At 48.8% G+C, this 19,404-nt stretch carries 19 protein-coding genes; 16 read left to right on the top strand and 3 right to left on the bottom strand.

The window, feature by feature from the left end:
* Positions 1 to 14: 14 nt before the first annotated feature.
* The 5 genes from LI015_RS21775 (at position 15) to LI015_RS21755 (ending at position 4,890) form a co-directional block, all read left to right on the top strand.
* Entirely contained in the window at positions 15 to 995 is a 981-nt protein-coding gene (locus LI015_RS21775; protein WP_227126374.1) for a N(4)-(beta-N-acetylglucosaminyl)-L-asparaginase, read from the top strand.
* A gap of 4 nt (positions 996 to 999) precedes the next feature.
* The gene (locus LI015_RS21770; protein ID WP_227126373.1) at positions 1,000 to 2,217 is read left to right on the top strand and encodes a Sapep family Mn(2+)-dependent dipeptidase; all 1,218 of its coding nucleotides are present in this window, start codon (positions 1,000 to 1,002) and stop codon (positions 2,215 to 2,217) included.
* Positions 2,218 to 2,267: 50 nt separating this feature from the next.
* Entirely contained in the window at positions 2,268 to 3,014 is a 747-nt protein-coding gene (locus LI015_RS21765) for a copper homeostasis protein CutC (RefSeq protein WP_002567702.1), read from the top strand.
* Positions 3,015 to 3,017: 3 nt separating this feature from the next.
* Positions 3,018 to 3,890, top strand: a complete 873-nt coding sequence (locus tag LI015_RS21760) for a YitT family protein (protein WP_195632024.1) — start codon at positions 3,018 to 3,020, stop codon at positions 3,888 to 3,890.
* Between the two features lie 265 nt (positions 3,891 to 4,155).
* Positions 4,156 to 4,890, top strand: a complete 735-nt coding sequence (locus LI015_RS21755; protein ID WP_227126372.1) for a hypothetical protein — start codon at positions 4,156 to 4,158, stop codon at positions 4,888 to 4,890.
* Between the two features lie 305 nt (positions 4,891 to 5,195).
* Here LI015_RS21755 and LI015_RS21750 read toward each other — a convergent pair whose 3' ends face one another.
* The gene (locus tag LI015_RS21750) at positions 5,196 to 5,429 is read right to left on the bottom strand and encodes an HPr family phosphocarrier protein (protein WP_002567698.1); all 234 of its coding nucleotides are present in this window, start codon (positions 5,427 to 5,429) and stop codon (positions 5,196 to 5,198) included.
* Between the two features lie 712 nt (positions 5,430 to 6,141).
* Between LI015_RS21750 and LI015_RS21745 the strand changes: the two genes are divergently transcribed.
* The 5 genes from LI015_RS21745 to LI015_RS21725 all read left to right on the top strand — a co-directional run bounded on the left by LI015_RS21745 (position 6,142) and on the right by LI015_RS21725 (position 10,009).
* Positions 6,142 to 6,561: an Hsp20/alpha crystallin family protein gene (locus tag LI015_RS21745; protein ID WP_002567696.1), complete on the top strand. Its 420-nt coding sequence runs from the start codon at positions 6,142 to 6,144 to the stop codon at positions 6,559 to 6,561.
* 86 nt (positions 6,562 to 6,647) lie between these two features.
* Entirely contained in the window at positions 6,648 to 7,109 is a 462-nt protein-coding gene (locus LI015_RS21740) for an Hsp20/alpha crystallin family protein (RefSeq protein WP_227126371.1), read from the top strand.
* 186 nt (positions 7,110 to 7,295) lie between these two features.
* Entirely contained in the window at positions 7,296 to 8,120 is an 825-nt protein-coding gene (locus LI015_RS21735; protein WP_227126370.1) for a hypothetical protein, read from the top strand.
* A gap of 99 nt (positions 8,121 to 8,219) precedes the next feature.
* A complete protein-coding gene (locus tag LI015_RS21730; RefSeq protein ID WP_227126369.1) occupies positions 8,220 to 9,422 on the top strand; it encodes a hypothetical protein in 1,203 nt (400 codons plus the stop codon).
* A gap of 56 nt (positions 9,423 to 9,478) precedes the next feature.
* Complete coding sequence (locus LI015_RS21725; RefSeq protein ID WP_002567692.1) at positions 9,479 to 10,009, top strand: hypothetical protein; 531 nt, start codon at positions 9,479 to 9,481, stop codon at positions 10,007 to 10,009.
* 87 nt (positions 10,010 to 10,096) lie between these two features.
* Here LI015_RS21725 and LI015_RS21720 read toward each other — a convergent pair whose 3' ends face one another.
* A complete protein-coding gene (locus LI015_RS21720; RefSeq protein WP_002567691.1) occupies positions 10,097 to 10,939 on the bottom strand; it encodes a YitT family protein in 843 nt (280 codons plus the stop codon).
* A gap of 188 nt (positions 10,940 to 11,127) precedes the next feature.
* On the opposite strand from LI015_RS21720, the gene LI015_RS21715 reads away from it, so the two are divergent.
* The 4 genes from LI015_RS21715 (at position 11,128) to LI015_RS21700 (ending at position 16,185) form a co-directional block, all read left to right on the top strand.
* Complete coding sequence (locus LI015_RS21715) at positions 11,128 to 11,787, top strand: suppressor of fused domain protein (protein ID WP_002567690.1); 660 nt, start codon at positions 11,128 to 11,130, stop codon at positions 11,785 to 11,787.
* Positions 11,788 to 11,893: 106 nt separating this feature from the next.
* Positions 11,894 to 13,132 carry a hypothetical protein gene (locus tag LI015_RS21710; RefSeq protein WP_227126368.1) on the top strand — a complete coding sequence of 413 codons (1,239 nt, stop codon included), beginning with the start codon at positions 11,894 to 11,896 and terminating at the stop codon, positions 13,130 to 13,132.
* Between the two features lie 126 nt (positions 13,133 to 13,258).
* Positions 13,259 to 15,331: a ribonucleoside triphosphate reductase gene (locus LI015_RS21705; RefSeq protein ID WP_002567688.1), complete on the top strand. Its 2,073-nt coding sequence runs from the start codon at positions 13,259 to 13,261 to the stop codon at positions 15,329 to 15,331.
* A gap of 2 nt (positions 15,332 to 15,333) precedes the next feature.
* Positions 15,334 to 16,185, top strand: coding sequence for a PhzF family phenazine biosynthesis protein (locus LI015_RS21700; protein WP_227126367.1), 852 nt, complete (start codon positions 15,334 to 15,336; stop codon positions 16,183 to 16,185).
* 54 nt (positions 16,186 to 16,239) lie between these two features.
* Here the strand turns inward: LI015_RS21700 and LI015_RS21695 are convergent, their stop codons facing one another.
* Positions 16,240 to 17,004 carry a MerR family DNA-binding transcriptional regulator gene (locus tag LI015_RS21695; RefSeq protein ID WP_227126366.1) on the bottom strand — a complete coding sequence of 255 codons (765 nt, stop codon included), beginning with the start codon at positions 17,002 to 17,004 and terminating at the stop codon, positions 16,240 to 16,242.
* Between the two features lie 131 nt (positions 17,005 to 17,135).
* Between LI015_RS21695 and LI015_RS21690 the strand changes: the two genes are divergently transcribed.
* The gene (locus LI015_RS21690) at positions 17,136 to 18,455 is read left to right on the top strand and encodes an MATE family efflux transporter (RefSeq protein WP_227126365.1); all 1,320 of its coding nucleotides are present in this window, start codon (positions 17,136 to 17,138) and stop codon (positions 18,453 to 18,455) included.
* Positions 18,456 to 18,684: 229 nt separating this feature from the next.
* On the top strand, positions 18,685 to 19,308 hold the full coding sequence (locus LI015_RS21685; RefSeq protein WP_002567683.1) for a DUF4317 family protein: 624 nt from the start codon (positions 18,685 to 18,687) through the stop codon (positions 19,306 to 19,308).
* The last annotated feature ends 96 nt before the right edge of the window (positions 19,309 to 19,404 follow it).

Below are 19,404 nucleotides of genomic sequence, written 5' to 3'. Positions count from 1 at the left end.
GGAGGATATATAGGATGTGGGGTATGATTGCAACCTGGCGCATGGCAGTGGAAGGAATTACTAAGGGCGCCGAAATGCTGAAGGACGGCGGGGACGCAGGAGATGCCGTCGAGTCTGCTATCCGGGAAGTGGAGGATTTTCCTTACTATAAATCTGTGGGCTACGGCGGGCTTCCAAACGAGGAGATGGAGGTGGAGATGGATGCCGCCTTTATGGACGGCAATACCCTGGATATAGGCGCTGTTGCGGCCATCAGGGACTTTGCCAATCCTGTGTCCATTGCCAGGCGTCTGAGCCGTGAAAAGGTCAACAGCCTGCTGGTGGCGGAGGGTGCTGAAAAATTCGCCCATAAGGAGGGATTTGAGCGCAAAAATATGCTGACGGACCGGGCAAAGGCCCATTACAGAAAGCGTTTAAAGGAAATGTCCGACCAGGCGGCCCTCCAGGAAGCCTCCGGAAAGCTTAAGCCATACTCAGGCCACGATACCGTGGGCATGGCCTGCCTGGACATGAGCGGCAAAATGACAGCCGCCACCTCCACCAGCGGTCTCTTTATGAAGAAAAAAGGCAGAGTAGGAGACTCTCCCATATCCGGATCCGGTTTCTATGCTGACAGCAAAAAAGGCGCTGCCAGTGCCACGGGCCTGGGCGAGGACCTGATGAAGGGCTGTATTTCCTATGAAATCGTCCGTCTCATGGGGGAGGGTATGCATCCCCAAAAAGCCTGTGAGACCGCCGTGGCCCGCCTGGACGCAGAGCTTAAGGAACGCAGGGGCGAGGCGGGGGATTTATCCCTTATAGCCATGAACCCAAAGGGGGAGTGGGGCGTAGCCACCAACATAAAGGGATTTTCCTTTGCCGTTGTCACAGAGGCCCTGGAACCAACCGTGTATCTGGTGACCCGCCAGGAGGACGGCCGCTGTACCTACGAAAAGGCATCGGATGAGTGGATGGAAAACTATATGAAGACGCGCATGGCGCCCATTGAGGAATAGGAATATGGATGAACAGAATCAGATTGACAGAATGCTTCTGGACTATATCGATGAAAACCGGGACCAGCTGGTGGAGCATGTTCGTCAGATGGTGCGTATTGACAGCGTGGAAAGGGAGGCCCGGGATGGGGCTCCCTTTGGTCCCGGTGTAAAGAAGGCCCTGGACCTGGCGCTATCCATCAGCAGGGATATGGGCTTTGAGACTGTGGATTTGGACGGATACATCGGATACGCATTCTATGGCAGGGGAGAAGACTATGTCTGCGCCATGGGACATGTGGATGTGGTGCCGGCCGGAGAGGGCTGGAAGGAGCCTCCTTTTAACGGCCATATGGAAAACGGAGTCATATACAGCAGGGGAGTATTGGACAATAAAGGGCCAGTCATGGCATGCCTCTACGGCCTGGCCGCGGTCAGGGCGCTGGGGCTTCCCCTCAGGCATCCGGTGCGCATCATCTTCGGAGGTGACGAGGAAACGGGTTTTGAGGATCTCAGATACTATCTGTCAAAAGAAAAGCCTCCTGTTTACGGATTTACGCCGGACTGCAAATATCCTGTAGTATACAGCGAGCGGGGAAGGGCAGTGGTGCGCATCACCGGCACAAGGGAATGCCTGGGTACATTTTTCGACTTTGTAAACAAATATTTTATCGGAGCAGGCAATACAGGCGACCGATTGGGTATTGACTATTACCATGAAGAATATGGTATGATGGAGATGCGCGGTTACAGACTGGGATTAGATCCCGTCTGGAAGGCCGGTCAAGGGAACATCCGCCGTGTAAATGCCGGAAACAAAAACACAGAAGTAAGTGCCGGAAACGGAAACGCGGCAAACACGGTATACTTTGAGGCCACCTTAAGCTATCCGGGCGGTATCACCATCCGGGAAATCATGAAGCCCATAACGGAAAAGGCTGAGAGCTGCGGTCTGAAGGCAGAGCTGGTACAAAATTATGATCCTGTGGTTTTTGCCAAGGATACGCCTATGGTAAAAGCTATGCAGGACAGCTATGAGCGGGTCACCGGCATGAACGGCACTCCCGTAACCACCACCGGCGGAACCTATGCCAAGGCCATGCCCGGTATCGTCCCATTCGGTCCCAGCTTTCCGGGCCAAAAGGGAATCAGCCACAATCCAAATGAGTGGATGACCGTGGACGACCTGGTAACCAACGCAAAAATATATGCACTGGCTCTGTACCGTCTGGCACAGCTTTAGGCTTTTTGCCGGTACTGTGCCGGCGGACAGGAAGAAGGAGAGGTTTTTATATGTTGGAGATATGCTGCGGCAGCTACTATGATGCCATGCAGGCTGCGTCCGGAGGAGCCGGACGGATTGAACTGAACTGTGCCCTGCACCTGGGCGGGCTTACGCCCTCCCTGGCATCCCTGGAACTGGTGAAGGAGCACTGCAATGTGAAGGTAATTGCCATGGTCCGGCCCAGAGGTGGCGGATTCTGTTACAGTGAAGAGGATTTTAATGTGATGCTCAGGGAATGCGAACATCTGGTCCGCCACGGAGCGGACGGCATTGCCTTTGGCTGTCTGAGGGAAGATGCCTCCATTGACAGGGAGAGGAATGCCCGAATGATTTCCATTATCCACAGCCATGGAAAGGAAGCTGTATTCCACCGGGCCTTTGACTGCACCTCCAACCCCTATGAGTCCATTGAGACACTGATTGAGCTGGGTGCGGACCGTCTTTTGACCAGCGGACTGAAACCAAAGGCTGTCGAGGGAAAGGCTCTGCTTGGTGCTCTTCAGTCGTCTTATGGAAACAGCATAGAAATCCTGGCCGGAAGCGGCATCAATGCCTCCAATGCCAGAACGCTCATGGAAGAGACCGGAATAAGGCAGGTTCACAGCTCCTGCAAGGACTGGATGACAGACCCCACCACCACTTCCCACGGGGTGACCTACGGCTTTGCAGAGCCGCCCCATGAAAACTGCTATGACGTGGTGTCAGAGGCACTGGTCCGTAAGCTTCTAGACAGCCTTGGGGAGTTGGGGAGATAGGCCATGATAGCAAAATACAAAAAGAACATACTGGTGAGAAGGCTCATAACCATCCTGGCTGTCGTGGCGTCCGCCCTGCTGCAGACCTATGTAATCCAGGCATTTATACGGCCGGCCAACCTTCTGTCCAGCGGATTTACCGGTGTGGCTATCCTCATTGACAGGATTGCCTCCCTCTACGGGCACAATATTTCCACCTCCCTGGGAATGCTGGTCCTCAATATACCGGTGGCCATCCTCTGCAGCAAAAGCATAAGCATGCGTTTTACCTTTTATTCCATGCTGCAGGTGTTCCTGGCCAGCTTTTTTCTGAAAATATGCAGCTTTCAGCCCCTGTTCAATGACGTGCTGCTGGATGTGGTTTTCGGCGGTTTTCTGTACGGGCTGTCCATTGCCATTGCCTTAAGGGGAAATGCCTCCACAGGCGGCACGGACTTCATTGCCCTGTATGTTTCCAATAAGACAGGAAGGTCCATATGGGAATATGTATTTGCAGGCAACTGCGTGATTCTCTGCATCTTCGGATACATGTTCGGATGGCTGTACGCAGGATATTCCATCCTGTTCCAGTTCGTATCCACCAAAGCCATCTCTGCCTTCCATCACAGGTATGAACGGGTTACACTGCAGATTACCACCACCAAGGCGCCGGAAATCATAAACCAGTACGTCAAACAGTACAGACACGGCATATCCTGTGTGGACGCGGTGGGAGGTTACAGTCACAAGAAAATGTATCTGCTTCACACCGTGGTGTCCTCCTATGAGGTGAACGACATTGTGCATCTCATGCGGGAGCAGGATCCCCATGTCATTGTCAATATGATTAAAACGGAAAACTTTTACGGCGGATTTTATCAGGCGCCTATTGAATAGTGGTATTGTTAGGCGCAGGCCGGGGGGGATTGGGCTGTAAAATCCCTCGGTGGTCGACATAACATTTTTATGTCAACTTTCTTCTTTCATCCGGGCCGTTGTCCTGATGACCGGAGGTTTCCACTTCCAAATATACTTCGGAAAAATTAAGATATATGAAAGGGATGTTAAGTTGATACTTACATCCTTTTTGTTTACAATAAAACCAGACATAACCGTTGGAGATGACGGATTTTATATGGATTACATGAGGGAGGATTTTAAATTGAGGAATTCAGGAAAAATACTTTGCATCGCAAGTCTGCTGGGGCTGCTGGTTCTGTCCGGCTGCGGCCTGAAGTCAGAGCCTGCTGCGGGGACCGGGGCGGATGGAGCTGCTGTTGGGGCAGAAGGAACAGAGTCTGCCGGAGCGGATGAGGGCAGGGCGGATGAGGATAAGACGGACGGTAACGGGACGGACCAGGAGATTCATATTTATTCCGACACCCGGGCCGGGGATTCTGCCGGTGATGAAACGGTCCCGGCTGCAAACGGCGGCAGCATCATCCAGGACCAATCTTTTGACGTGGAACTGGACAGCTTAAAAGCAGCGGAACCATCGGCAAAAGAGAGCATAAGTGAGACCCGTGTTGTTTCTGAGGAAATCATCCGTCAGGCCGCCGGTTCCTGGACCCTGAACGGGCCGAAAACAGATGCCGGACTACGGCAGCATGGCTCTCTGCTGGAAATGTTTGGAACCGGCCTGCATATGGGCAACAGCCTGGAAATCAGCGATAACGGAGAGATTGAGTATTATATCGGCATCGGAACTGGTGGAGAGGGGCAGTGTACGGAGACAGGCGGATCCACTGAAACAGGCAGTTCCATTACTGCCTCCATCACGCCCTATGAAGACCATGGGAACAGTCAAAACAGTCTGACGCTCCACCTGATAACGGAGGATGACACAGAATATCTGACCATGGAATATGACGGCGAGATACTGTACTGGAACAGATAGCTGCAAGGTAAAACCTAATATCCAGACACTGTTTTACAAAGAATTTACTAAATGTGCCTCTTGGAATTTACATGGATTTTATATAATAAAAGCATAAAATAAAATCCGGGAGGCATGCGGTATGAAATCATTTAAAATTATAAAAGAATATTGGCGTCTGGCAATTCTGGGGCTGGCCTATACAGCCGTGTTCGCCGCCGCCGTTACAGTTGTAATATTACAGTTATAATCAGATAGTCAAAAGCAGCCGGCTAAGTCATAACCGGCTGCTTTTTTGAATCCTGTTCTGTTTATACTGCAAATTTCTATACTGCAAATTTCGCAAGTCTGTTTTTTATATCCCCGGAGCCATCCTCATCAATGTGAAGAATCAGCTCCACTGTGCGGGATACCGCCAGGTAAAGAACTCCCAGAACGGACTTGGCGTCTACCATACGGCTGCCATATTTGATATCTGCATCACAGTCATAATGGCTCAGCGTATTCACAAAATCTACCACCTGTTCCGGCTGTTCAAACTTAACTAACATACTTGTCATAATCTTACACTCCTTTGCATATCACCGGCTTCTGTTTCCTGCCGGATTTGTCATATGGTGTTGTTATAAGTATAGGAGCCCTGCATGGATTTTTCCATGGTAAGATCTTTGGATTTCCTGTAATATTTCACGTTTTTTGACTGATTTAAGGAAAACACAGGATGTAAAATGATAAATTGATGTTAAATCCGCACTCCGTCAAACGGCAATAGCAGGGGTTACAGCCAGATATACGCCCGGAGCGCAGCCGCTCCCAACATGACTAATAACATAATTCCCAAACCCGCCATATCACTCCAGAATTCCTTCTTCATATCAATACGCCTCCTTTATATATCGAATTACTTCTTTGGATGACATGATAGTAGCACCATACGGTTTAAAGATTCCATATCCAAATCATGAGGTATATATAAAGATTTCATGAGGAAGGTTTTAAATCCCTGGCAGAACCCGTCAGGCCCAATGTGTAAATACGTACCGGGAAATCTGCAAAAGTGAAAAAAACAGCCCAAATGAATACGAAATGTGAAAAAAGTGTGAAATTAGCACTCGACTCTTGACTTTGCTAATAACGCGTGTTATATTACATATAGAACAGATAGAGAAGGGAATGTAAGAGGAGATGAGATAAGTTTTACAGTTTCCTTCCTATGCGGTTCCAGTACAATATAACAACCTCATAGATTATTAAATAAAGGAGAGATGACATATGTTGATGCCTAGTATTTTTGGAGAAAACTTATTGGATGACTTTTTTGATTACTCATTCGGCAGCCACAAGACATTCGATATGATGAATACCGATATCAGGGATACTGAGAATGGCTATGAGATAACCATGAACATGCCGGGTGTCAGGAAAGAGGATGTAAAGGCGGAACTCAAGGACGGCTATCTGACCATACAGGCCACAACAGATTCCAGCAGGGATGAAAAGGATTCCAACGGAACCTACATCCGCAGGGAGCGCTACTGCGGATCCTGCAGCAGAAGTTTTTATGTAGGTGACGCAGTGACCCAGGAGGACATCAAGGCCAAATTCGAGGACGGCACCCTGAAGATGCTGGTTCCCAAGAAAGAAGCCAAACCGGCCGTGGAGGAGAAAAAGTATATTGCAATCGAAGGTTAAACTCAAATATGACGTACAGACCTGACCATACATGGCTCCCGGAACTGTTTCCGGGAGCCCCACAAAAAACAGAGGAGGAATGACGTATGTTAATGCCCAGTATTTTTGGTGAAAATATGTTTGATGAATTTTTCAGGGATCCTTTTTTTGACAGCAAGGATATGAAGAAGCTGGAGAAGAAATTATATGGACGCAGAGGCAAAAACCTGATGAAAACCGATATCCGTGAAACAGATACAGGATATGAACTGGAAATGGATCTGCCGGGATTTAGAAAGGACGAAATCAGGGCATCCCTCAGGGACGGATACCTGACCATCAGTGCTGCCAAAGGACTGGATAAGGACGAGCAGGAGAATACGAGCGGCAGATATATCCGTCAGGAGCGTTATGCCGGCGCCTGCGAAAGAAGCTTTTATGTGGGCGAAGATATGACGGAAGATGATATAAAGGGCGAATTCAAGCACGGTATCCTGAGACTGTCCATTTCAAAAAAGGAAGCGAAACCACTGGCAGAAGAAAAGAAATATATCTCCATTGAAGGATAAACCCGGCATAGCATAACAGAACCCCGCAGTGGCGGTGATGCAGCATCACATCATCAAAACCGCGGGGTTCCTTTTTATGTCCTGGATTTTATTTGTATGGTATAATACAAATGACAATACATGCCTCAGGATCCGATACACCTTGATCCGGGCATACAGCCAGTGATGACAGGAGGAACGAAAGGTATGAAAAAGGATAAGGGGTATGGACTTTTATGGATGCTTGCGGCAGAGGTGGTCCTGCTTATTTTCTTCCTTGCCATTGCTCCGCGGCTGAATGCTGAGGGACTTCTGTACCGGTCCGCCGTTCCCGTAACCCCAGAGGAAGTGCTGTCAAAAGATGATAACGGCAGTTTTGAGCTGAAATACGGGGCAGGTTACCCCTGTACGGAGCCGACCGGGTACATGACCTCTGTATCGGATTTACAGAAAAACTATATCGGCGCATGGGAGGCAGATGCCTCTCTCTTTCAAGCAACCGGTATCTATAAACAAATCAGCCACAGAACCCGGCCGTCAACGCAGCGCGGCTATTACAGCAGCCGCAGCCCAACCTACGGGGTCACTGCCCCCGCCATTACACGGAGCCGGTGGACCACCTTCTGGATGAGGCCGTATGCGGATTATGCCCAGTATTACCTGATTACTTTTAAGGACGGAACCAGAACCTGGGCTCTGGTGGACAACGCAATCACCAGAATACCTGCAAAAGGCAGGGTGGCCCTTCCTGTGGGATATTACTGGGACGAGGGGGCCGCCCGCTTTCTGACTGATAAGGAAAAAAAGGCATACCGCATAACAGACCGTGATGTGCTGGAAGATAACTGCCTGGGAAATGCCCTGGACCTGTACAGCGGCTGGATAGAGGGAGACGAGATGAGACAATACCATGAAACATGTTCCTTCGTCCAATCCGTTGCGCTGGTAATAATCGGCATTCTTTTATTCATCACCCTGATTCTGTTCATGTTTTCGGGCAAAACGTCCGGCAGGCATACGCAGAACCGCTGATATTAGGAATTTTGCAAGGGAAAATTAAGAGTTCTCTGCCCACACTTATAGTATACTTTTAGTATAAAAATGAAACGCGCAGAGAAAGGATGGAAAGAAATGATATGGTCCCCAATCGTGACAATACTTGCTGTGACTGTTCTCCTCTGCGGATGCGGCGGCACAATATCTCCCACTGCAGCCAGCAGCATGGCGCGTGAGCCTGCCCTGCCGGAAGGCATGGAATACCGGTCCGAGGCGCCGGCGCCGGAAACAGCGTCAGAATCACTGCCTGAAATCACAGTAAAACCGGAGCTGCTGACGGACGCCGGAACCCTCTGCCCCATGGAATACGGAACGGACGCGGACGTTATATTCTTTGCAGATCTGGACCATGATGGAGAACCGGAGCGCATCACTGCCGGACTGGCTGATTTCCAGGCATCAGGAGGACAATATGCCTCCCTTAAGGTATTGGCGGGAGAATCGGCTGATTCCCCGGTCATCTGGGAGCATGACTACAGTGTGGCCCATGCAGGCTGGACCATGCTGTATCTCTACAGAGAAAACGGGGCGGATTATCTCATGGAATATTCACCTTATATGAACCAGGGATATGGCGCATACAGCATTCGTATCTTTTACATAGGTCCGGATAAAAAAACAGTGGAAGCGCACTCCCACACAGCAGATTTCGCACTCCAGCAGGAGGACAGGACAGGCTTTTTCGGAGATCCGGACGCCCTTGCAGCATTCATGGATACGGCAGAGGGCTACATAAAGAGCAGTCTTTTGCTGGTAAGCACCGATCAGGGGCGCCTGGCATACAGCACCCCGGAACGTCCGGTTACCCTGGACCATGACGATTCCTTCTTTACAGATTCATGGAATGTAACGGGAAAATGGAACGGGCGGGAAACCATTGAATACATGTCGCAAAAAAACTGGATGGCGGCAGAAGGTATTCCCCTGCTTTGCATTTCACGCCCGTCCGGGGACACAGTGGAAGTACAGTTTAAAAACCGGAATCATTTTTTCACCACCTCCAATCCGGTGATAGACCAGTTATTTGCTGATATGACCGGCAGGAACTGGGCCTTTCTTCCGGACCGGGAACCGCCGCCAGGTCCCCCTGACGCGGTACTGTCAGTTTACAGGAAGGAAGGCATGGATGTGTTTATATCGTGTTATCAAAAGGAGGAGACAGCAGTCATCTGGACAGCCCCCTTTGTCTATAATATTGCCAACGATATGAGAAGTATCAATGAATGCTATTATATGTCTGCCAGTGCAGTGGAGCGCCTTCTTTCATGGGCGCCGTGATGCTGTCTGTCATTCAGTTCTGTCATGGTAACCAGCAGCAGGGGAGGAGGACGTGTATGGTCAGTATCCTATCTTTCATCATCGTAATTTTAATCATAAGCATCCTGTGTTTTTTGTCAGGGCGCAGAATGGCGGAGAACAGGGCGGCAAAAAATCCAAATGCAGAAAACCGGACAAACGGAAACAGGACGGCCCAATCCATAAATCATTTTCTTATGCGCCATCCTGTCATGGTAAAGGGTCTGCTTTTATTTTATATTGCCTTTGCAGGCTGTTTTACATTTCCCATAAGAAGCCAGCCCTTTCCCCTGGATTTCACCAAAGCTTATCTGCTGATTTGCTCTTACGGAATCATAGGTTGGGGATTTGCAGGCCTTTACGGGAAGGCAAAAGAGAGGGCTGTCTATCCTCTGACCCTCCTTATGACCATTCTGGGCATGGTGTGCAGATATGTTCTTGAATATGGAGAGGCATCCAATGTCTATAATTTTACCATGCTCAATATTCTGTCTTACATAATCCTCATACCTGCTTTTACAGTGGGTGCATACCATTATATTGTAAAGTATCTGATTTCCGCCAGGTAGAGCAGTGAAAGGTCCTTTGCAACATGAGAATGCGGGCAACATCAGACAGAAGATGGAAATGGAAATAAAACTATGTCCGGGCTGCAGTTAATGCTTGGGCCTGTAAATGATTTCATTTACCGTATACACGGTGACAAAAGCATCCTTATCTGTTTTCAGCACATAATTCATCAGGGTTACATACTCGTTTTTATCAACAATGGTGATGATCTCCCTCCTTGGCTGGCCGTCATAGGCTCCGATGGCTTCATAAATCGTGGCGCCGCTGTGGAGATGATGCAGGATAAACTCCCTGATTTCTTCCTCCCGCTGGGAAATGATGCACACCCTCTTTTTTATGTTAAAGCCAAAGATGAAATGGTCCAGGACGATTCCGTTGAGATAGGTGCCAAGGACACTGAGCACCACAATTTTCTTGTCATAGACCAGGGCCGCGGACAGTGCCACACACATGCCTGACATGGACATGGCCCGGCCAAGTTCCATATGCAGGTATTTGTTCAAAAGCTTTGCCACGATATCCAGGCCGCCTGATGACGCATTCCTGTTAAACAGCATGGCCAGTCCGATGCTTACCACAAAGATATAGCATATCATATCCAGAAACGCATCGTTGGTGATGGAAGCATTTTCCGGAAATGCCGTCTCAAAAACAGCCAGGACCACAGGCAGCAGGAACGAGGTGTAAACAGTCTTTGCCCCGAATTCCCTTCCGATGAGCAGGAAGCCCAGAACCAGAAGGAGCATATTGAGGATAAAGGTGATTGCTGAAATCTTAAGGGGAACAAAGTTTCCCAGAACAATTGCCAGACCGGATATACTTCCCACCGATACATGGCTTGGCATCAGGAAGAAAAAGACAGCTGCCGCCACAATGACGGTGGCAAAGGTAATCATGATGAACTCCCTGATCGTTTCCCACTTTTTCATAAAAACAAAGCCTCCAATACATACATTTTTTTACATATACGGTCCCCTTTAAACGGTCCGTCAAACGTCCCGTGTGGTATTGTATCACATTGCGGTCCTTCCTGCAATTCATAGAATCCGCGGATGATATATTCCTGATGATATATTTTGCATCCACGGTTATATAAAAACTCATGTGAGGAAATCAAATGACAAAAGAAGAATTTTTAAAACGCGTAAAAGAAAACGAAGAATGGGCGCCGGGCTGGGAAACCATTGAACAGGAATTTGAGCGGCTCTACCCGGGACAGGAGCCCCGGCATTATGGCACAAACATGATGGCCAGGGCCATATTTGGCGGCGACTGCTACCTGGACGGCTATTCCATCTATGATTCTCCCAAGGGATATAAGCATATTGTGACATTTGGAATGACGGAGCTTTATGCAGATGAGGAGTCCTTTGGCGGAGAATGGAATAAGTGGGGTTATGAGATGACCATCAAGCTTAGGGAAAAGGAGCCGGAAGATTGTCTCTGGGCAATTGATATGCTCTCAAATCTTGCCCGCTACACCTATACCCAAAATCAGTTTTTTCTCCCCAGCCAGTATATAGCAGGTAACGGCACATCCCTTCATGTAGGGACGGATTCAGCTATCACGGCACTGATAACCACCATGGACACAGAGGCGGTGTCTCAGGATTCTGTCTATGGAAAGACGGAGTTTATCCAGCTGGTAGGTATTACGGAACAGGAATTTAAGAACATTCAGGGAAAAACAGCGAACATTGAACTTCTGCTGGAACGTATGAAGCAGGATAACCCGGATTTGGTGACAGACATGACCAGGACAAGCTCTTACTTGTAGCGGGACAGAAAATACTGGATTGACTGAACTATATTAACTGTATATTGACTGTATATTGACTGTATCTTAAAAACCAAAGCACATATGAAAACGAGGGTAACTAAATATGAAGTATATCACTAACAAACATATTTCAAAAAAACTGACAGCACCTTTACTCTGCATGGCGCTGTGCGGTGTATTGACTGCCTGCGGGCACAAGGAACCATCCCATGCGCTGTCCCCGGAACAGTCAGAATCCCAAAGCACTGAGGCCGAACCGGAAATCAGGATTGACACCCAAGAGGGCTCCCAGTCTGAGCAGTCATCGGAGCATCCCATAGGCAGCACCGCTGCACCGGCTGATTCAGCCCAGGGGGAGGCCGGATATCTGCTGATTAAAGACCAGACGTTTGATGTGACCCTGGAGCCATTGGGCAGCGTCACATTTGCGTCCTATAAACCGGACAGCCTTCAAAATCCTCTTGCAGATGTTATGTTTGAGATAAAGAAGGAGAAAAAAACAGTTTGCCTTCTGGACGGCGTGTATGAGGGCAACACACGAAGTAACGAGACGTTTAACAAGGTGGAGGCAGTATCCTTTCCCGACTATAACAGCGATGGTTTCAATGATATCATCATCATATGCAGCTACTCACCGGCCTCCGGGCCAAAGACAGGCACAGGATATCCTGAGGTGAGAATCTACAGCGGAAAGGCTGACGGCAGCTTTACCCTGGAGAGAAGTCTGTCGGAAAACGCCAACTCGGCCCTTGCCGAAAAGACCGTACAGTCTGTCCTGGGATTTCTGGGCGCGGGCAAAGGCAGGCCCAGTGTATCTGCCTCCGGCTGGCAGCAGGCCTATACCGGCCTTCTCCAATCCCAGGACAGCGGTCAGTGGCAGGGGTATAATTTAATTTACATCAATGACGACGACATCCCCGAATTGGTGGAAATCGGCATCGACGAGGCAACGGGCTGCAAGATAGTCAGTTTTGCAGACGGGGCTGCCTATGAAACGCAGCTGTCCAGACTCTATTTCTCTTATATTGAACGCGGAAATCTTCTGTGCAACTCTGAGGGAAATATGGATTACTACTACGATATTGTGTACAGTATGGAATCGGGCCGGCTGCTTCCCATTGCTTCCGGATATTATGGGGCTGAGGATAACTCCCATGTGCAGTTTGATGAGGAGGGGAACCCCATCTATCAATATGAATGGGAAGGTGTCATGATGACGCAGGAGGAATACAATCAGGCATTCCGGGCTGTCTATGACACATCCTCAGAGAAGCCGGGGTATGAATGGGATAAATGGCTTTCCCTGGAAGAGGTGATACAGGCCATTGACGGCATCCAATAAACGCCGGATGGAAGGACAGCGTATTCTGGTGAAATGATGCTGTATTTATGCCCATGTCTTTGATATAATATAATAAATCTGCTTATACCGACAGTGAATCACGCCTAACAAGGAGGAGACAAGAACATGCTTTTAGTGGCTAAAAGGGACGGGGAAACCGTGGAATTCCAATTGGATAAGATAACGCTGGCTATCAAGAAGGCCTTTAAAGCAACAGGTAAATCATATACGGCTGATATTATCGAGCTATTGTCGCTCCGGGTCACATCTGATTTCCAGATGAAGATAAAAGACAGCCGGATTAGCGTGGAGGATATACAGGACAGCGTGGAGAAAGTCCTGGAGGAATCCGGCTACACTGATGTGGCCAAGGCCTACATACTATACCGGAAACAGCGGGAGAAAATCAGGAATTTGGATAAGACCATCCTGGACTACAAGGATGTGGTGGATAACTATGTAAAGGTGGAGGACTGGCGCGTCAAGGAAAATTCAACCATCACATATTCTGTAGGCGGTCTGATTCTGAACAATTCCGGCGCAGTGACTGCCAATTACTGGCTTACAGAAGTCTATGACCGGGAGATTTCCGATGCCCATGTAAACGGGGACATCCATATCCACGATTTATCCATGCTGACCAGCTACAGCTGCGGATGGTCCCTCAGAAAACTTCTGTTAGACGGCCTGGGCGGCATCACCGGGAAGATTACCGCATCTCCGGCCAAGCACCTGGCCACCCTCTGCAACCAGATGGTAAACTTTCTGGGAATTATGCAGAATGAGTGGGCTGCCTCCCAGTCATTTTCCTCCTTTGATACCTACCTGGCTCCCTTTGTGAAGGCAGACAACCTGTCCTATGATAAGGTTAAGAAATGCATGGAGGCGTTTGTCTTTGGAGTCAACACTCCCAGCCGCTGGGGTACCCAGGCCCCATTTTCCCACATTTTCATGGACCTGAAGGTTCCAGGGGACATGGCTGACGAAAAGGCCATTGTGGGCGGCAGGAGAATGGAATTTACTTACGGAGACTGCCAGAAGGAAATGGACATGGTAAACAGGGCGTTTCTGGAAACCATGCTGGAAGGCGATGCCAATGGCCTGGGATTCCAGTATCCTATTCCGGCTTATGGGATAGGAGCAGATTATGACTGGTCTGACAACGAACAAAACCGGCTATTGTTTTCCCTGGCATCCCATTACGGAACCCCATATTTCATCAATTATATGGGAAATGGCATGAAACCGGAAGATGTAAGGACTTCTTATGATGGAATCCGGCCGGATTTCCATGTGCTGCGGAAAAAGGCTGGCGGCTTTTTCGGTTATGGGGAACATACAGGTTCCGTTGGCGTGGTCACGGTCAATCTTCCCCGGATTGCGTACCAGTCAAAGGACGAGAAAGAGTTTTATGCCCGGCTGGACCAGATGATGGACCTGGCTGCCCGTTCCCTGAGCATTAAGCGGAATGTGATCTCCACCCTGTTAAAGAATGGTCTTTATCCCTATACGGCCTGTTACCTCACTGATTTTGACAACCACTTTTCATCCATCGGCGTCATCGGCATGAATGAAGCAGGGCTCAATGCGCAGTGGCTGAAAGCCGGCCTGGAATCAGAGGAGACAAAGAAGTTTGCTGTCTCTGTCCTGAACCATATGCGTGAAAAGCTGATTGGATACCAGATGGAGTACGGTAATCTCTACGGCCTGGAAGCAACGCCCGCAGAGTCAGCTACCTTCCGTTTCGCCAGGCTGGACCGTGAGCGTTTTTCCGGGATCCGGACAGCCGGACACGAAGGGGACACCCCCTATTATACAAACAGCACCAAACTGCCGGCGGATTATGACGGCACATTGCAGGGTGCACTCATAAACCAGGATTCCCTGCAGCCTCTTTATACCACAGGCACTGTATTCCATGTGTATATGGAGCGGGAACTGGAGGACTGGAAAAAGGCACGGGATCTGCTCAGCAGTATGATTACAGAACACCATATTCCCTGTTTCACACTGTCTCCTGTTTATACCATCTGCCAGACCTGCGGCTATCTGCCCGGCAGACAGGAGAGGTGTCCGAAATGCAATGGCGCTGCGGATGTTTACAGCAGGATTGCGGGCTATTACAGACCTGTCCATGATTGGAATGACGGCAAGGCGCAGGAGTTTAGGAACAGGATTATGTTCCGCATAGGAGAATGATAATGGATGTTTATGTGGCAAATGCGTTCAGCAAAGATAACAGAGGCGGAAACAAGGCGGGTGTGGTATTGCAGCAGGCCCGCCTGAATGAAGCAGAAAAAACAGAAATCGCCCTTCTTATGGGATATTCAGAGACCGCCTTTGTCGCTGATTCAGAGCTGGCTGATTTTAAATTAGAATACTTTACCTCTGTGGGCGAAGTTCCTCTGTGCGGTCACGCCACAATCGGGACTTTTACTGTGCTGCGGCATTTAGGGCGGCTTGAAAAACAGGAGTATACCATTGAGACAAAATGCGGTATATTGAGAATACGTGTGGATAAAAGCGGTCTGATATTCATGGAGCAGAATATCCCGGAGTTCTATGAAAGACTGGATAAAGGGGATGTGAAGGCATGCTTTGATTCTGACGGTATCCCGGATGCCTTACCTGTGCAAATCGTGTCCACAGGATTAAAAGATATTATACTTCCGGTAACGGACCCTGAGATTCTGGGCCGGATGACGCCTGATTTTTCCGCCATCACCAGACTAAGCCGTGAGAAAGAATGCATCGGCATCCATGCGTTTTCCCTGGCAAAGGAGATGGGTCTGACTGCCATATGCAGAAATTTTGCCCCGCTTTACGGCATAGATGAGGAATCCGCAACCGGCACCTCCAACTGTGCCCTGGCCTGCTATTTATACAGGTACGTGTCAAAACAGGACCAGTATATCTTTGAACAGGGGCATAATCTAAACAGCATTTCCAGAATATACGTTAATTTGGATACCGAAGATAATACGATTACGGGTGTATGGGTGGGAGGATACGGATATTTGTCCTGTTTGTCACAAATCTGCTGTCAGCCATGAACCTGACCATACTCACATCCAGGGTATATCTGAAAATTGTCAGCTGACAACTCATTATCCATTGTCCCATATCTCAAGCCAGGCTTCGTAATAATCGCAGCGGTACCCGTCACAGGCAGTTAGCAGATAACGGCCTGTCAGTTGTCCTGAGCCATATCCCATGGACTGGGCGGCTTCCAGGAAAGCTCCTGCGTTATTGCAGTCCGGGGATTGGGCATTTACCTTGAGAAGCCCCTTCAGATACAGCCTGGATTCGGCGTCCTGGTCCCGCAGGATGACACTGTTTCCCAAATCATAATCCGGGCAGGCCAGGAAGATACCATACTCTATCTCCTGGCCTTGTTGTGGTTTAATCAGAATGGAGGACTGGTATGGATCTTGTACATAGGTCTCCAGGGATTCCCTGTCCTCAGGAGAAAACAGTTTCATGGCAGGGAGAAGGTCCCTCAGGACCTGAAACGAAGTCCGCTCCAGGTCCATAATGCGCTGGACCATGGAGCGCCGTGTTTGAAGCTTTTCAAGCGTCATCTGCATCTGCCTGATTTGGTCCTCCAGCCGTCTTGCGTTTGTCTCCAGGGTGTGGTCCACATCCTCTACGCACATGCCAGGAATGGACTTTATCTCCTTGATGGACAGAGACAGGCTGCGGTAAAAAATCACATCACATATATCCAGCATGGTTTGGGAAGTGGGACAGCGGTAATGGTTGTCCTTTGACCTTTCAAAGCGAATCAATCCCTCGTCATCCCAGTAACGCAGGGCCGAAGCCGGCAAATGGAACAGTTCTGACACTTCCTTTATACGGCTGATGTGTTTCAAGGTATTCCTCCTTATTAAAAGTCCCTATCAATTTCCATTCTATACAGGGGACCTTATTAAAAACAGATTGACTTTCAAGCAGCTTTAAGGTTTATACTATTCTCATTGTATCAAATAATGGGAGGTTTGTCATGTTAAGACGTTTTATAGGAGCAGTACTTCCGTCCATGCTTGCATTTGCCTTTTCAGGACTTTACACGATTGTGGATGGCTTTTTTATTGGGAGAAACATAGGAGACATTGGACTTGCCGCCGTGAATATTGCCTATCCGCTGGCTGCCCTGGTCCAGGCTGTGGGAACGGGTATCGGCATGGGAGGCGCTGTCTGGATATCCCTTTACCGTGGAAAAGGAGACCGGGAGAGGGAGGAAGAGTGCCTGGGAAATACTCTTACCACCCTGTTTTTGGGAGGGCTTTTGCTTATGGCTGTCCTGTTTGCATTATGCGGCCCGGTCCTCAGACTGTCAGGGGCAGAGGGCAGCGTGTATGGAGAAGCCATGGTATATATCCGTATTCTGATTGGAGGTTCCCTGCTTCAGCTCTTTGCAACCGGCTTTGCACCCCTGATCCGAAATTATGAAGGGGCAGTGACAGCCATGGGATCCATGATTGGAGGATTTTTGACCAACATCCTGCTGGACTTCCTGTTTGTAGCTGTATACCACAAGGGTGTGGCGGGCGCCGCGGCCGCCACCGTCATAGGGCAGGGGGTTACAGTGGTCCCTTGTATTTTATTCATGGGATCCAGAATAAAAGGAATCCGGAAAGAACACTTTTTATTAAAGAAAAAGCAGATGCTCAGGATTGCCGGTACAGGCGTATCGCCATTCGGCCTTACAATCTCCCCCTTTATTGTAATCATGCTGATTAACCGGAGCGCATATGTGTATGGAGGTGAGGCTGCGGTGGCCGCCTATGCAGTGATATCCTATGTGGTAGCCATCGTACAGCTGCTTTTACAGGGAATCGGAGATGGAAGCCAGCCTCTCATGAGCTTTTACCTTGGAATCGGAAAACCAAAGCAGGCCAGAACCGTGCGGAACATGGCATATTTGTTTGCCGCCGTTACTGCTCTGGCCAATATGGGAATTCTCTGCCTTTTGAGGAGTGCTGTTTCCGGCTTTTTCGGCGCATCCTCCTCTGCGTTCCCGATTGTGGCTGAAAGTATGCCGGTTTTTACTGCCGGTTTCCTCTTTATTGCCTTTTGCAGGACCACCACATCCTATTTTTATGCAACAAAACAGAACTTGTTTTCCTACCTTTTGGTCTATGGTGAACCAGTACTTTTATTCTTCCTTCTGACTCTTGGACTGCCTCCTGTCATGAAGCTAGAGGGCGTATGGCTGTCTGTTCCCATTACCCAATCACTATTGGCAGTTCTGGGGATGGCTCTTCTGCGGATGGAGGAGAGAAGCCTTCCTGGCTATCAATACAGCCCGAAAAATGATTAACATGGTCACTCCAATCAGCAGAAGGCCCATGACACGGTCAATAGACAATGCCATGACAATTTCCTGGTCTATTACCTGCTCTGTTTCTTTTATCATTTCATTCGCCATATGGCGCACCTACCTGTATATAATTTAACTGAATACAATTTTAATATGTTGTTGGACCATGAAGTATATGGTACAATCTGTTTATGAATGACAGAAAAGACAGGAAGGCAACGGACAGATTATGATAAACAGAGAAGACATGCTGGAGCTTACAAGACGGATGACCCTTTCCCGCACCTCCTTTACCAGAATTGCAGGATGTTATGTTGACAGGGATGGGGATTTTGATGGGAGTTTTAATATTAATTTTCTTAAATTATCGGCATCAGAACGGACAAAGAAACTGAAGCTGGCTAAGGAAATCCCCTTTGCAGCCACGAATGTGAACCTGAAAAAGTACGAATATCCTCAAGGTGCGCGGAAACCAGGAAGTATGTGGCAGCTTCTCATGGCCATGAATGAATGCGGCCTGAAAAATGATGCCCTGATGGATACATTTTATGATGTTATTATGGAGCATTACCGTGCAGAGAGGGAGTATGCCATCCTGGTTTTCCATGATCGTTATGATATCCCGGCAAAAGGTTCTGACAAGGAACGCCAGTGGGAATCAGAGGAGGTATTTGAATATATGATTTGCGCTGTCTGCCCCCTGAGCGGGGAGTATGAGCCGGATAAACCCGTATGCGGCTTTTTATTCCCTGCCTTTACGGACAGAAGCGGGGATCTGAATCACATTGACGTATTTCAGGCGGATGCTGGCAAGCCTCACAATGAAATACTGAAGCTTTTGGAAATTATTTGACAGAGTTTGGGCTTCCGGATTCTGGAGGGTGTGCATAAAACGGCTCTTTGTCAATAGTTGGGGTGGGATTTGTTAAAATCCCGCCCCAATTCTATG

Origin of the sequence: Enterocloster sp. 210928-DFI.2.20, from assembly GCF_020554465.1 — a bacterium.
In the GTDB taxonomy this organism is placed as follows: Bacteria; Bacillota; Clostridia; order Lachnospirales; family Lachnospiraceae; genus Enterocloster; species Enterocloster bolteae.
The sequence above is the reverse complement of the archived record's forward strand: the minus strand, read 5'-3'. Positions and strand labels throughout refer to the sequence as shown.

What these genes read in the sequence shown, in the direction of transcription:
- LI015_RS21775 (WP_227126374.1), top strand. Translation starts at nt 15, where the DNA reads ATGTGGGGTATGATTGCAACCTGGCGCATGGCAGTGGAAGGAATTACT.
- LI015_RS21770 (WP_227126373.1), top strand. Translation starts at nt 1,000, where the DNA reads ATGGATGAACAGAATCAGATTGACAGAATGCTTCTGGACTATATCGAT.
- LI015_RS21765 (WP_002567702.1), top strand. Translation starts at nt 2,268, where the DNA reads ATGTTGGAGATATGCTGCGGCAGCTACTATGATGCCATGCAGGCTGCG.
- LI015_RS21760 (WP_195632024.1), top strand. Translation starts at nt 3,018, where the DNA reads ATGATAGCAAAATACAAAAAGAACATACTGGTGAGAAGGCTCATAACC.
- LI015_RS21750 (WP_002567698.1), bottom strand. Translation starts at nt 5,429, where the DNA reads ATGACAAGTATGTTAGTTAAGTTTGAACAGCCGGAACAGGTGGTAGAT.
- LI015_RS21745 (WP_002567696.1), top strand. Translation starts at nt 6,142, where the DNA reads ATGTTGATGCCTAGTATTTTTGGAGAAAACTTATTGGATGACTTTTTT.
- LI015_RS21740 (WP_227126371.1), top strand. Translation starts at nt 6,648, where the DNA reads ATGTTAATGCCCAGTATTTTTGGTGAAAATATGTTTGATGAATTTTTC.
- LI015_RS21735 (WP_227126370.1), top strand. Translation starts at nt 7,296, where the DNA reads ATGAAAAAGGATAAGGGGTATGGACTTTTATGGATGCTTGCGGCAGAG.
- LI015_RS21730 (WP_227126369.1), top strand. Translation starts at nt 8,220, where the DNA reads ATGATATGGTCCCCAATCGTGACAATACTTGCTGTGACTGTTCTCCTC.
- LI015_RS21725 (WP_002567692.1), top strand. Translation starts at nt 9,479, where the DNA reads ATGGTCAGTATCCTATCTTTCATCATCGTAATTTTAATCATAAGCATC.
- LI015_RS21720 (WP_002567691.1), bottom strand. Translation starts at nt 10,939, where the DNA reads ATGAAAAAGTGGGAAACGATCAGGGAGTTCATCATGATTACCTTTGCC.
- LI015_RS21715 (WP_002567690.1), top strand. Translation starts at nt 11,128, where the DNA reads ATGACAAAAGAAGAATTTTTAAAACGCGTAAAAGAAAACGAAGAATGG.
- LI015_RS21710 (WP_227126368.1), top strand. Translation starts at nt 11,894, where the DNA reads ATGAAGTATATCACTAACAAACATATTTCAAAAAAACTGACAGCACCT.
- LI015_RS21705 (WP_002567688.1), top strand. Translation starts at nt 13,259, where the DNA reads ATGCTTTTAGTGGCTAAAAGGGACGGGGAAACCGTGGAATTCCAATTG.
- LI015_RS21700 (WP_227126367.1), top strand. Translation starts at nt 15,334, where the DNA reads ATGGATGTTTATGTGGCAAATGCGTTCAGCAAAGATAACAGAGGCGGA.
- LI015_RS21690 (WP_227126365.1), top strand. Translation starts at nt 17,136, where the DNA reads ATGTTAAGACGTTTTATAGGAGCAGTACTTCCGTCCATGCTTGCATTT.
- LI015_RS21685 (WP_002567683.1), top strand. Translation starts at nt 18,685, where the DNA reads ATGATAAACAGAGAAGACATGCTGGAGCTTACAAGACGGATGACCCTT.